Annotated in this window: 6 protein-coding genes; 4 read left to right on the top strand and 2 right to left on the bottom strand. The window is 71.1% G+C overall.

Features of this window, described 5'->3' with window-relative positions; all coding sequences use genetic code 11:
• Positions 1-9: 9 nt before the first annotated feature.
• From OG453_RS34465 to OG453_RS34475, 3 genes are all read left to right on the top strand, one after another.
• A complete protein-coding gene (locus OG453_RS34465; RefSeq protein ID WP_266872482.1) occupies positions 10-7,470 on the top strand; it encodes a non-ribosomal peptide synthetase in 7,461 nt (2,486 codons plus the stop codon).
• Positions 7,471-7,575: 105 nt separating this feature from the next.
• The gene (locus tag OG453_RS34470) at positions 7,576-7,806 is read left to right on the top strand and encodes an MbtH family protein (RefSeq protein ID WP_323178692.1); all 231 of its coding nucleotides are present in this window, start codon (positions 7,576-7,578) and stop codon (positions 7,804-7,806) included.
• Entirely contained in the window at positions 7,803-8,999 is a 1,197-nt protein-coding gene (locus tag OG453_RS34475) for a cytochrome P450 (RefSeq protein WP_266872483.1), read from the top strand. The genes OG453_RS34470 and OG453_RS34475 overlap by 4 nt, the downstream gene beginning before the upstream one ends.
• A 118-nt stretch (positions 9,000-9,117) precedes the next feature.
• Here the strand turns inward: OG453_RS34475 and OG453_RS34480 are convergent, their stop codons facing one another.
• Both OG453_RS34480 and OG453_RS34485 read right to left on the bottom strand, forming a co-directional pair.
• A complete protein-coding gene (locus OG453_RS34480) occupies positions 9,118-10,134 on the bottom strand; it encodes an aldo/keto reductase family protein (protein WP_266872484.1) in 1,017 nt (338 codons plus the stop codon).
• A 98-nt stretch (positions 10,135-10,232) separates the two neighbouring features.
• Positions 10,233-10,676 (bottom strand): hypothetical protein, encoded by a 444-nt coding sequence (locus OG453_RS34485; protein WP_266872485.1) that lies wholly within the window; start codon positions 10,674-10,676, stop codon positions 10,233-10,235.
• A gap of 755 nt (positions 10,677-11,431) precedes the next feature.
• Here OG453_RS34485 and OG453_RS34490 point away from each other — a divergent pair.
• Positions 11,432-14,170 carry a LuxR family transcriptional regulator gene (locus tag OG453_RS34490; protein ID WP_266872486.1) on the top strand — a complete coding sequence of 913 codons (2,739 nt, stop codon included), beginning with the start codon at positions 11,432-11,434 and terminating at the stop codon, positions 14,168-14,170.
• Positions 14,171-14,190 lie beyond the last annotated feature (20 nt).

Here is a 14,190-nt window from a genome sequence, read left to right on the forward strand (position 1 = left end):
AGTTGACGCGTGTCCGCACAGCACCACTCCCTCCCGGAGGCCTTCGCGCGGCAGGCTGAGCTGTCTCCCGACGCGACCGCACTGATCTGCGGTGCCGAGGAGGACACGGCCCTGACGTACCGGGAACTCGACGCCCGTTCCGACCACTTGGCCCGGCGCCTTGCCGCGGAGGGGGTGGGTCCGGGTTCCACCGTGGCGATCCTGATGGAACGCTCGGCCGAGCTCGTGGTGTCGCTGCTCGCCGTCGTCAAGTCCGGTGCCTGCTATGTGCCGTTGGATGCGCGGCAGCCCGCATCGCGGCTGCGGTCGATGGTCGAGCAGACCGGGTCCCGGCTGATCCTGACGGACGGGCCACGTCCCCAGGCCGAGTTCGGCGCCGCCGGGCCGCGCGTCCTGCCGGTGCCGCCCGGCGCACCGGACGGGCACGAGGGCCCCGCATCCCCCGGCGTCCCCGCCGAACCGCGGCAGCTCGCCTACGTGATGTTCACCTCCGGCTCCACCGGTACACCCAAGGGCGTGGCCGTGACCCACGAGAACGTCGTGGGCCTGGCCCGGGACAAGGCCTGGCACAGCGGCGCCCACGAGCGGGTCCTGCTGCACTCGCCGCACGCCTTCGACGCGTCCACCTACGAAATGTGGGTGCCGCTGCTGTGCGGCGGGACGGTCGTGGTCGCGCCCCCGGGTGACCTGGACGCCCGCGGCATCGCCTCGGCCGTCTCGGATGCGGGGGTCACCGGATTGTGGGTGACCGCCGGGCTGTTCGCCGTCCTCGCGGAGGAGGACCCGCAGTGCTTCCGCGGCGCGCGCGAAGTGTGGACCGGCGGGGACGCGGTCTCCCCCGCGGCCGTCCGGCGCGTCCTTCGGGCCTGTCCCGGCACGGCGGTCGTCAACGGCTACGGGCCGACGGAGACGACGACGTTCGCCACCTGCCACCGGGTCGCCGGCGCCGGTGGCCCGGGCACCGTGGTTCCCATCGGCGCCGCCATGTCCGGCATGCGCACCGAGGTCCTCGACGGGCAGTTGCACCCGGTGCCGCCGGGCGAGGTCGGGGAGCTGTACGTCGGCGGCTCGGGCCTGGCCCGTGGCTACTGGAATCGCCCCGACCTGACCGCCGAGCGGTTTGTCGCCGACCCGCTGGGAGAGCCCGGCGCCCGGCTCTTCCGCACCGGTGACCTGGTGCGCGGCGGGCCGGACGGTCTCCTCGAGTTCGTGGGCCGCAGCGACGACCAGGTGAAGATCCGCGGTTTCCGCGTGGAGCCCGGCGAGGTGGAGGCCGTCCTCTCGGAGCACCCGGGTGTCGCCCAGGCCGCGGTCGTGACCAGGGAGGACCGGCCCGGGCACAAACGGCTCGTCGGCTACGTCGTGCCCGCCGATGAGGCCGGGCCCGGGCAGGGCGCCCCGCACGCGGACTCGGTGAGCGAGTGGCAGGGGATCTACGACTCGCTCTACAGCGATGTCGCCCGGGCGCGCTTCGGCGAGGACTTCTCCGGCTGGCACAGCAGTTACGACGGACAGCCCATTCCGACGGAGCAGATGCGGGAGTGGCGCGACGCGACCGTGGAGCGCATCCGCGAACTCAACCCGCGTCGGGTCCTGGAGATAGGCGTGGGCACCGGCCTGCTGATGTCCCGCCTTGCTCCGCAGTGTGACGCCTACTGGGGAACGGACCTGTCCGGCCAGGTCATCGAGGCACTGACCGGACTGGTGCGCCGGGACGCCTCGCTCGCGGACCGGGTCGAGCTGCGCGCCCGTGCGGCCGACGACATCAGCGGCCTGCCCGCCGACTTCTTCGACACCGTCGTCATCAACTCCGTCAGCCAGTACTTCCCCGACGCCCACTACCTCACGGACGTCCTGGCCAAGGCCGTCGAACTGCTCGTCCCCGGTGGGTCCGTCTTCGTCGGGGACGTACGCAACCTGCGCCTCCTTCGCGCCTTCCACACCGATGTCCAGCTGCGCCGCCCGGACCTGCCGTCGAGCCCCGGCGCACTCCGCGCCGCCGTCGAGCACGGCATGGTCCGCGAGAAGGAGCTCCTGGTCGACCCGGCGTTCTTCACCGAACTGGCGGGTGCCGTCCCCGGCATCGGCGGCAGCGAGGTGCGGGTGAAGCGGGGGCGGTACGTCAACGAGCTGACCCGCTATCGCTACGACGCCGTCCTGCGGAAGGCCGGACACGAAGCGGCTCCCGAACCGCCCGTGGAAGAGCTGCGGTGGGGTCAGGACGTACCGGATCTGGAATCGCTGGCCGGATGCCTCGACGCCGGACGGCCCGTCGACATCCGCCTCACCGGCGTGCCCGACCACCGGATCGCACCTGTCGCCGCGGCGCTGCGGGCCCTTGACGGTGTGGGCGGCCCGGGCCGGATCCGCCCGCTGAGCGGTCAGGACGACACCGAGCCCCTCGTACTGGAGCAACTGCACGAATGTGCCGCCCAGTTGGGGCTTCGGGCGGCCGTCACCTGGTCCGCCACCATCGATGACGCCCTCGACGTCGTGCTGACCCGCCGCCCGCCCGGCGCCGCCGCCCCGGCACCGGCAGGTACGGCGCTCACCTCGCTGGTCAACGCCCCCGCGACCGTGCGCGACACCGGCACCCTGGTCGCCTCGGTCCGCGCCTTCCTGCGTGAGCGGTTACCCGAGTACCTGATCCCGGCCGCCACGGTGGTCCTTGAGACCCTGCCCCTGACGCCGCACGGCAAGGTGGACCGGCGCCGGCTTCCGGAGCCCGACATCCGCTCCGCCGAGGACGGGCGGCCGCCCCGCAACCCTCTCGAAGAGCTGCTGTGCGGGCTGTTCGCCGACATCCTCGGCGTGTCCGGGGTCACCATCGACGACAGCTTCTTCGCGCTCGGCGGGCACTCCCTGTCGGCCACCCGCCTCAGCTCCCGGCTGCGGTCGGCGCTCGGCCTCGAGCTGCCGGTGCGCAGCGTCTTCGAGGCACCGACCGTCGCCGGTCTGGCCGAGGCCGTGCGCCAGGCGTCGGCAGGTGACCGGCCCCCGCTCCAGCCCATGGAGCGCCCGGACCAGATACCGCTGTCCTTCGCACAGCGCCGCCTGTGGTTCCTCGACCGGCTCCAGGGTCCGAGCGCGACGTACAACGTCCCCCTCGTCCTTGAACTGAAGGGCGACCTTGACCGGACAGCTCTCGAAGCCGCGCTCGGCGATGTCCTTGAGCGCCACGAGAGCCTGCGGACGGTCTTTCCCGAAACGGCCGGTGTGCCCCGACAGCTCGTCCTGGACGGCGGGGCCGCACGGCCGCCGCTGGACATCAGCACGGTGCCGCCCGCGGAACTCGACGCGGCGGTGGCCGCTGCGGTGCGCCGGCCGTTCGACCTGGCGAGCGAAGTCCCGGTCAGGGCCCACCTGTTCACCACGGCCCCGGACCGTCACGTCCTGGCGCTGACCGTCCATCACATCGCCTGCGACGGATGGTCCCTCGCACCGCTGTGGCAGGATCTCGCCACCGCCTACGCCGCGCGCCGTTCCGGCGAGGCCCCGGGCACGGAACCCCTGCCGGTCCAGTACACGGACTACACCCTGTGGCAGCGCCGGCTCCTGGGCGACGAGGACGACCCCGGCAGTCCGGCCGCCCGCCAGATCGCCTACTGGACCAGTGCCCTGACCGGGCTGCCCGAGTGCGCCGAACTCCCCCTGGACCGGCCCCGGCCGCAGTCCGCGTCGCACCGCGGCGACACCCTGCACTTCACCGTGGACGCCGATCTGCACCGGCGGATCGTGGACCTGGCAGGGCGGTGCGGGGCGAGCCCGTTCATGGTGGTGCACGCCACGCTCGCCACCTTGCTGACGAAACTGGGCGCGGGCCACGACATCGCGATCGGCACCCCGGTCGCGGGCCGCACGGACCATGCGCTTGACGGTCTTGTGGGGTTCTTCGTCAACACCCTGGTGCTGCGCACCGACACCTCGGGGAACCCCGCCTTCCGAGATCTGCTCGCCCGGGTGCGGGAGACCGACCTGGCCGCGTACGCCCATCAGGACATGCCGTTCGAGCGCCTCGTGGACGCCCTCGCCCCGGCGCGCGGGACGGCCCACCACCCCTTGTTCCAGGTGATGCTCGCCCTCCAGAACGCTCCACAGGGTGCGCCGGAGCTGCCGGGCCTGGCCGTCGGGGAGCGCGCGGTGAGCACCGGTGCCTGCCGGTTCGACCTTTCGCTGAGCCTGCGGGAGTCCCGGGGCGCCGACCAGCGCCCGCAGGGCATGGACGGGGTGGCGGAGTACAGCACCGACCTGTTCGACCGCGGCAGTGTCGAGCGTCTCGTCCAACGGTTCCTGCGTTTCCTCGACGCGGTCACCGCCGACCCCGGGCAGCGGATCGGCGCGCTCGACGTGGTGCTCGCCGACGAGCGGGAAAGGCTCCTTGCACAGGGCCGCGACAGCGTGCGGGACGTACCGCGGCTGCCCCTGCCCGAGCTGTTCGAGGCGCAGGTCGAGCGGGCCCCGGAGGCGACGGCGCTGGTCTTCGACGACGGAGTGGGACCCGTAAGGAAGTTGACGTACCGTCAGCTGAATGCCCGGGCGAACCGGCTCGCCCGGTATCTCGTCGGCTGCGGCGTCGGCCCCGAGCAGTACGTGGCCATCGCGCTGCCCCGTACGGTCGACTCGGTCATCGCCACCCTCGCCGTGTTGAAGGCGGGAGGCGCCTATCTGCCGCTGGACGCGAACTACCCCGCGTCGCGGCTCCGGTTCATGCTCGAGGACGTCCGCCCGGCGCTGCTGCTCACCGACTCCGGCACCTCGCTTCCCCTGCCGGACGTTCCCGGCACCCCCGGCATGCGCCGAGTCGTCCTGGACCGGGCCGAGACCCGGCACACCGTCGGCCTGTGCCGGGAGACGGATGTGGCCGACGGCGAGCGGGTACGCCCGCTGACGGACACGAGTCCCGCGTACGCCATCTACACGTCCGGGTCCACCGGCCGCCCCAAGGGCGTCGTGGTGACCCACTCCGGTTTCTCCGGTGTCGTCGAGGCGCAGCTGCGGCGGTTCGGGGTGACGGCGTCGAGCCGGATCCTCCAGTTCGCGTCGCACAGCTTCGACGGGGCCGTGTGGGAGCTGTGCGGCGGACTCCTCACCGGCGCCACGCTGGTGATGGCACCGGCCGAACTCACCGCGCCCGGGCCCGGGTTGGCGGACCTGGTCGAGCGGCACGCCGTCACGCACGCGACGCTGCCCCCGGCCGCGCTGACCGTGATGGAGCCCGCTCAGCTGACCTCCCTGTCCGCGCTGATCGTCTCGGGTGAGGCGTCGTCCGGGGAGACGGTCCGGCGCTGGTCGGCCGGACGCCGCTTCATCAACGGCTACGGCCCGACCGAGACCACCGTGTGCGCCACGCTCAGCTCCCCGCTCTCCGGCGGCGGTACGCCTCCGATCGGCAGGCCCACCGTGGGCGCGAGCACCTACGTCCTCGACCGCGACCTGTGTCTCGTGCCGCCCGGGATCCCCGGCGAGCTGCACGTCTCCGGGGCCGGACTCGCCCGCGGCTATCTGCACCGGCCGGGGCTGACGGCCGACCGGTTCGTGGCGGACCCGTTCGGCGCCCCCGGCTCCCGGATGTACCGCACGGGCGACATCGTTCGCTGGAACAGCGACGGAGAACTGGAGTACATGGGCCGCGCCGACGGGCAGGTCAAGATACGGGGGTTCCGGGTCGAGCCGGGCGAGGTCGAGGCCGCCCTGAGCGCCCACCCGGACGTCGCGCAGGCCGTGGTCGTCCCACGCGAGGACAGCCGCGGCGCCACCTGCCTCGCCGGATACGCCGTACCCGCCGGTCACTCGGCGGACCTGAACGGCCTTGAGCTGCGCTCCCATCTGGCCGGTCTGCTGCCGGACCACATGGTCCCGGCCTCGGTGACGGTTCTGGACGCGCTGCCTCTCGCGGCGACGGGCAAGGTGGACCGGGCCGCGCTCCCGGCGCCGGACTTCGCGACGCTGTCGGCGGGCCGGGCGCCGCGCAATCCGCGCGAGCGCATCCTGTGCGAGCTGTACGCCGAGGTCCTGGACGTCCCGCAGGTCACCATCGACGACAGCTTCTTCGACCTGGGCGGGCACTCCCTGTTGGTAACCCGGGTGATCAGCGGGATCCGCCGCCGCCTCGGGGTGGAACTGCCCGTCCGCACCCTCTTCGAACGTCAGTCGGTGGCCGCGCTCCTCGAGGCGGTCGACGGGGTGAGCACATCGACGGACCGGGGCGTGGCGGACGTGTCCGCATCCGGTCCGGCCCCCGCCGACCTCGCGGCTGACGCCGTGCTCGATCCGCGGATCACCGTCGGGCCCCGGCGGGAAGGGCCGTCCGACGACGCGAGGGACCACGAGAACATCCTGCTGACGGGCGCGACGGGCTTCCTCGGCTCCTTCCTCCTGCGCGAACTCCTCGACCGTACGAGTGCCGACATCCACTGTCTGGTCCGCGCGGACGACACCGAGCAGGGGGCCGCGCGCATCCGGCGGAGCCTGGTGGAGTACGGGCTGTGGAACGAGTTCACCCGCAGCCGGATCGTGCCCGTGCCCGGCGATCTGGAAAAGCCCCTGCTCGGCCTCTCCCCGGAGCGGTTCGACGCCCTGGCGGACCTGACTGACGTCATCTATCACAATGGCGCGCGGGTCAACGCGGTTGAACCGTATGCCCGGTTGAGGGCGGCCAACGTGTCCGGCACCCAGGAGGTCCTTCGCCTTGCGGCCCGCTCGGTCCCGGTGCCGGTCCACCACGTCTCGACGGCCGCGGTCTCCGTGAGCACCGACGAGGACTTCGAGGGCCTCGCCCCCGTGCCCGAGTCCCACCGGGTACGCCCGGAGTCCCTCATGCCGGGCGGCTACACGGCCAGCAAGTGGGCGGCGGAGCAGCTCGTGTGGGAGGCGGGCGAGCGCGGGCTCCCGGTGAGCGTGTACCGGTTCGGCCGGGTGAGCGGACACACCGTCAGTGGGGCCGGTTCCGACAAGGACGTGCTCTGGCAGCTCGTGCGGGCCATGCTCGTCATCGGGGCCGCGCCGCGCCCGGCCGGTCAGGACGACCCGCCGCCCGTGGTCGACCTGATCCCCGTGGACCACGCCGCGGCCGCCCTCGTCCATCTCTCCCGCCGCCCCGGCAGCCTCGGTCTGGCGCACCATCTCACGTGCCCCGAACCCGTCCCCTTCGACGTGGTCCTCGGCCATCTGCGGGCGTACGGCTATCACTTGGACACCATGGGCCTCGACGACTGGACCCGGGCCCTGCGCCGGCAGGCGGACGCCGAGGCGGACCGGTCGGCAGGCGCGGGACTCCTTGACGCGGCCGTGCTGCTCACCGACACGCTGCCCGCGCTGTCCCGCCTGGGGCAGATCCGTCTCGACCGGACCAACACCCTGACCGGCCTTGCGGATTCAGGGCCCGCGTTCCCGGCCCTGGACGGCGCGCTCATCCGGACCTACGCCGACCACTTCGTCGCGTCCGGCTTCTTCCCGCCGCCCGCTCGCTGAGCACCACCGTCACGCGGCCGGGACCTGGCCGCGGCACCACCACGCCATCACCTCATCCACTCATCCAGATCCACTCAGCCAGTCACCCACGGAAAGGCACGCATCATGAGCAACCCCTGGGACGACACCGAGGGCACCTTCTCGGTGCTGGTCAACGACGAGGGACAGCACTCCTTATGGCCGTCCTTCGCCACCGTGCCCGCGGGGTGGACCACGGTCCACGGCCCCGCCTCCCACCAGGAGTGCCTCACGTACGTCGAGGAGAACTGGACCGACATGCGGCCCAAGAGCCTCGTCGAGCACTACGACCGGTTCTCGGAGGTGCGGTCCGCATGAGCGACCAGCAGTCACCCCGCAGCTACCCCTTCAGCGAAGCGGCCGCCCTGGACGTCGATCCGCTGTACGGAAAGCTGCGCCAGGAAGAACCCGTGCCCCGGGTCAGCTGCCCTTTCGGCGAAGACGCCTGGCTGGTCACCAGGCACGCGGACATGAAAACGATCCTCGGGGACCGCCGGTTCAGCCGCGCGCTGGCGGCGGAGCACGACGAGTCCCGCCTCACCCCGCTGCCCATCCACACCAGCATCCTGGGCATGGACGCGCCCGACCACACCCGGCTGCGTCGGCTCCTGGCCAAGGTCTTCACCACGCGCCGCGTCGAGCTGCTGCGCCCGCGGATCGAAAGGGAGGCGAACCGGCTGGTCGACGGGCTCGTGGCGCAGGGGCCACCCGGTGATCTCATGGAGGGGTTCGCGGTTCCCTTCGCCGGCACGGTCGTGTGCGATCTGCTCGGCGTCCCGTTCGAGGACCGCGAGCGGTTCCGCGGCTGGCTGGACGCGTTCTCCGCCACGACCGTGATGACGGAGGAGGAGGTCGAGGCGGACACCGAGCGGCTGCACGGATACATCGCGCAGCTGATGGTCAGCCGCCGTGAGCGGCCGCAGGACGATCTGATCAGCGCCATGGTCAAGGCCAGTGACGAGGAGGACAGACTCTCCGAGAAGGAACTGGTGGAGCTGGCGAGCGTCCTGCTGATCGCGGGGCACGAGACAGTCTCGTCGCAGCTCATCGACTCCCTCTACGTCCTGTTCACCCACCCCGAGCAGCTGGACCTGCTCAAGCGCAGGACCGAGCTGATGCCGAGGGCGATCGAGGAGCTGCTGCGTTATGTGCCCCTCATCTCCCATGTCACCTTCGCGCGCTACGCCACCGAGGACGTCGAACTGAGCGGAACGCTGGTCCGTGCGGGCGAGTCCGTACTTCCCGCCATTCCCTCGGCCAACCGCGATGAATCGGTGTTCGAGAACGCTGACCGGTTCGAGCTCACCCGGGAGCACAATCCCCATCTGGGATTCGGGTACGGAATCCACCGCTGCCTGGGTGCGCCGCTGGCCCGCCTGGAAATGCAGGTGGCGCTGGAGGCGCTGTTCGCGCGACTTCCCGGAATGCGGTGCGCCGTTCCCCTGGATTCGCTGGAGTGGAAGGACGGAATGCAGGTACGGAGCCTGCTGCGGTTGCCGATCGCCTGGTGAATTCCCGCTGTATCCACCGGACTTGGTGAATGCACAGGGCTTGGTGAATGCACAGGCTTGGTGAAGGGCCTCCCCGCGGAGGTGTCGTACGTCCGCGGGGAGGCCCTTGTCCGGACCGTCAGGCGAGCCGCCAGTCGGGGGACGGGGGACTCATGGCGACCGTGGCCGCAGGGTCACGATGGGCCACCGGACCGAGCACGGCATCGATCCGGGCCACGACCTCGTCGTCCAGTCTGATGCCGGCCGCTCTGGCGTTGTCGGTGATCTGCTCGGGCCGGGACGCGCCGAGCACGGCGGCACAGACGTTGGGGTTCTGAAGCACCCAGGCGAGCGAGAGTTGAGCGACTGTCAGGCCGCCGTCGGCGGCGATCGGCCGGAGCTGCTGCACACGGCCGAGGACATCGTCCGTCAACCAGGCGGCCAGTTCCGCCGAGCCGTCGTTCGAGTCCGTCGCCCGGGAGCCGTCCGGCCATGTCCCGCCCGGCAGATACTTGCCGGTCAGCACGCCTTGTGCCAGTGGCGACCAGACGATCTGCCCGACACCGAGCTCCTCGCAGGCCGGGATCACCTCGGCTTCGGGCACCCGCCACAGGGCCGAATACTGCGGCTGGTTGGACACCAGGGGGATCTTGAGCTCCCGGGCGAGAGTGTGCCCGCGCCTGATCTGGTCCGCGGTCCATTCGGAGACACCGATGTAGTGCGCCTTGCCGGAGTGCACCACGTCGGCCAGCGCTTCCATGGTCTCCTCGAGCGGGGTCGAGAGATCGAACCGGTGGGCCTGGTAGACATCCACGTGGTCCGTGCCGAGGCGGCGCAGGGAGTTGTCGATCGACTCCCGTATGTGCTTGCGCGAGAGCCCCATGTCGTTGCGGCCGGGCCCTGCAGGAGCGAAGACCTTGGTGAGAATCTCCAGGCTCTCCCGGCGCTCCCCCTTCAGTGCCCGGCCGAGGGATTCCTCCGCGTGAGCGTCCGCATAGACGTCCGCGGTGTCAAAGGTGGTGATTCCGGCGTCAAGTGCGGCCCGCACACAGGCGAGTTCCGTCTCTTCGCTTCTCGATGAACTCCGGGTCAGCCAGTTGCCGTACGCAATCTGACTGACAATTAAACCGCTGCTTCCCAGATGGCGAAAGTCCATGACCCCAAATTATCAGCGGACTTGGGAGTCCTCCGGCGAATGCGCAATTGACCACGGAGATATCGCCGGGACGCCGGATCTGGTGGACCAGACTCGGATCAGGGGCACTCCGGCCGTATCGAGCCCGTCGAGGACGCGTTGACGGCGCACTGCCCCTCAGTGCCCGGATCAGAAACCTGACTCGGTCGACGCAGCCGTTCCAGTGCCATGGCAAGCTCACGCGCCTGCTGGACTGCCCAACTACCGGTCGGGTGAGCGGTGACGCCCAAGAGGTGTACTCGGCGGGTGGAGATCTCCATGACCACCATGCAGTGCAGGCGCCGCAGCAACACGGTGTCGACGTGGAAGGAGTCCACCGCGAGGATCCCGGAGGCCTGGCTGCGCGGGAACTGCGCCCAAGTCGGGCCCGAGAGTCGTGGTGCCGGGTCGATCCCGGCTCTTTTCAGGATCGCCCATACCGTGGAGGCGCCAACTGGACGACCGGCGCAGGCCAGTTCGCCTGCGATCCTGCGGTATCCCCTGTGCGGGTTCTCCGTGGCCATCCTCAGTACCAGCTCCCGTAGGACGGGCTGTCGGCGTCCTTGGGCAGCAGCCGGGACAGCGCCGCAGTCACTGCCCGGTCCGCCCATGAGGGGTGTGGCCGGCCAACCTGGCGGCGGAGAACAGTGAGTTGGTGCCGCAGTACGAGTATCTCCGCATTCTTGGAAGCCTCCGATCGCACCAGCAACGCAATCCACCCCAGGACCTTCGAGAAGGTCAGATAAAGCAGTCGCAGCCCAGCCACGCGAAGACCCGTGTTGCGAACAGGTAGATCATCCGTGTGAGCACGGCTTTGATCATGCCGTGCCAGCGCATCATCTGCGGTCAGCAGCGGTGAAGCGTTCTGGAGCGGTACGGGACATCAGCGCGGCGGTGTGCGCCTGATCCACGAAGATTGACAGGTGAGGTCGGAAGTTGCTTATGGACCTCAGGCTGATGGCGTGTTCGAATCGCCGCCGAAACGACCTCGTATGCGGCTCACTCGCCAGCACATACAATTCGAACGCAAATCTGAGCGCTGTCACACTGCTGGACCGGGCCCGGCACGCGAGTGTCCGGACCGTCCACGCGGGCGGGGCAGGGTCTCATCACCACTGTCCAGCGCTGAACGGCCAGGTCCGGCAGATGCCTTCGCACAGGCGGCGACTTGCCCCGGGGGAACGGGAATCGCCAGGCCTCGGTCAGCCGAGCGTGAGATGGACGCAGACGGGGTGGCTGCCTGGCCGAGTGCCAGTCGGCGCCCACAGGAGACCCAACGATGCATTTAGGCCGGCGCGCCGAGCGTAAGGCGATCGAACGGCTACTCGCAGACGTGCGGTCGAGACGCAGCGGCGTGCTGGTGGTGCGCGGTGAGGCCGGTATCGGTAAGACCGCGTTACTGGAGTATGCCCGTGGCGCCGCGTCGGGGTTCCGGGTGGAGCATGCGGCTGGTGTGGAGTCCGAGATGGAGCTCGCGTTCGCGGGCTTGCACCAGTTGTGTGCGCCGTTGCTTGACCGGCTGGGTGTGCTGCCCGAACCACAACAGGCCGCCCTGGGTGTGGCGTTCGGGCTGCGTGCCGGGGACCCGCCGGACCGGTTCTTGGTCGGCCTTGCCAGCTTGAGTCTGCTGGCCGAGGTCTCCGAGGAACGGCCGTTGCTGTGCTTGGTGGACGATGCGCAGTGGCTGGATGCGGCATCCGCACAGACCCTCGCGTTCGTAGCGCGGCGGGTGGGCGCCGAGCGAGTGGCGCTGGTGCTCGCGCTGCGCGACCACAGCCCCGACCCGAGCGACGCTCACCCCGTCGCCGGGCTGCTTGAGCTGGGCCTGGACGGGCTCGGCGAAGCGGATGCGCAGGCGTTGCTCGCCACCGGGGTCAGGACACCACTGGACGAGCGGATACGTGACCGGATCATCGCCGAAGCGCGGGGCAACCCGCTGGCGCTCCTTGAACTGCCCCGAAGAGCAGAGCCGATGAAGCTGGCGGGTGGATTTGGGCTGCCGGATGCAGTGAGCGTGCCGCGCCGGATCGAGGAGAGCTTCCGGCGTCGGTCACGCAGCCTGCCGGCCGAGACGCAGTTGCTGCTGCTGGCCGCGGCGGCTGAGCCGCTCGGCGATACGGCGCTGCTGCGGGGTGCGGCCGCCTACCTGGGCATCGACGCCGAGGCGGCTGTACCGGCGAAGGCGGCGGAATTGCTGGAGATCGGCGCCCGGGTGCGGTTCTTGCATCCGCTGGTGCGCTCGGCGGTCTACCGTGCCGCCGACCCGTCCGACCGGCGGCGCGTGCACCGCGCGCTGGCTGCGGCGACCGACCCGCAGGCCGACCCCGACCACCGCGCCTGGCACCGTGCGCAGGCCACACTCGGGGCCGACGAGACGATAGCGGTGGAGCTGGAGCGTTTGGCCGGCCGGGCATGGACCCGCGGCGGGCCGGCCGCCGCGGCCGCGTTCTTGGAACAGGCGGTGGTGCTGACCCCCGAACCCGCCGACCGTGCACGCCGGGCGCTGGCCGCCGCACACGCCACGCACCAGGCCGGCGGGTCCGAAGCCGCCCTGGAGCTGCTGACGGTTGCGGCGGCCGTACCGCTGGATCCGCTGGGACGCACCCGGGTGGAGCTGCTGCGCGCCCAGATCGTCTTCGATACCACTCGGGGCAGCGAAGTGCCCGGGATGCTGGTGGACGCGGCCAAGACGCTCGTCCCGCTGGATGTCGCGATGGCGCGCCAGACCTACCTGCAGGCGCTCGAGGCGGCTGTCGTCGCTGATTCCTTCGGCCGCGGTCGCAGGGTGCTGGACGTGGCCGAAGCCGCCCGGACCGCGCCCGCACCGCCACACCCGACGGGGGTGGTGGACCTATTGCTCGACGGTCTTGTGACCAGGGCCACGCAGGGATACGAAGCGAGCATGCCAAGGCTGCGGCGGGCACTGGGGGCGCTCGGCGACCACGATCGCCATCCCCGCACCGCGGCAGCGGACGACAGCCGCCGCTGGCTGTGGCTGGGCAGCCGCGTCGCGGTGTCGCTGTTCGACGACGAGACGGCGCTTGAGCTGGCCGGCCGCCGCGTCCGGCTCGCGCGCGAAGCCGGCGCACTGTCCGAGCTGCCCGCCGCGCTTGACTATCTCGCCGTCGTGCTCGCACACACCGGCGAGCTCACCCACGCCGCCGAGCTCGTCGCCGAGGCCACCGCGATCCAGCCGGCGATCGTCACCGTCACCGGGATCCAGCTCGCCGCCTGGCGTGGCCGGCAGGCCGAAACCTCCGAGCTGTACGCGGACATGGTCCCCGACGCGACCCGGCGGGGCGAGAGCGCGGTGGTCACCGTGGCCCAGTACACGCTGGCCGTACTGCACAACAGCCTGGGCAACTACCGCGCCGCGTTCGACGCCGCAACAGGCCCGAGCGACTCCGACGAGCTGGAGCACAGCAACCTGGCCTTGCCCGAGCTCATCGAGGCGGCCGTCCGCGCCGGTGAACCAGCCTCAGCGGCCGACGCGCTGGAGCTGCTCAGCTCGCGAACTCGCGCCAGCGGCACCCAGTGGGCGCTCGGTCTTGAGGCGCGCTCGCGAGCGCTGACCAGCACCGGGCCGGCCGCCGACGCGCTGTATCGCGAGGCGATCGAGCGGTTTGGGTGCTGCCGGATGGGGACCTATCTCGCTCGTGCGCACTTGGTCTACGGCGAATGGCTGCGCCGCGAAGGCCGGCGTCAGGCCGCCCGCGAGCAACTCCGCACCGCCCACGAACTGCTGTCCGGCATGGGTGCAGAGGCATTCGCCGCCCGCGCCGCCCGTGAACTGCGCGCCACCGGCGAGCGGCCGCACAAGCCAACCGCCCGGCCGACCGATGCGCTTACCGCCCAAGAGCTGCACATCGCGCGGCGGGTGGCCACCGGGGCCACCTCCAAGGAGGTCGGCACGCAGCTGTTCTTGAGCCCGCGCACCATCGACGCGCACCTGCGCAGCATCTTCCGCAAGCTGGACATCACCTCCCGCCGCCAGCTCCGGGACATGCAGCTTCCCTGAGCCCCGGGCCGGCGTGCGCC

Origin of the sequence: Streptomyces sp. NBC_01381, assembly GCF_026340305.1 — a bacterium.
In the GTDB taxonomy this organism is placed as follows: Bacteria; Actinomycetota; Actinomycetes; order Streptomycetales; family Streptomycetaceae; genus Streptomyces.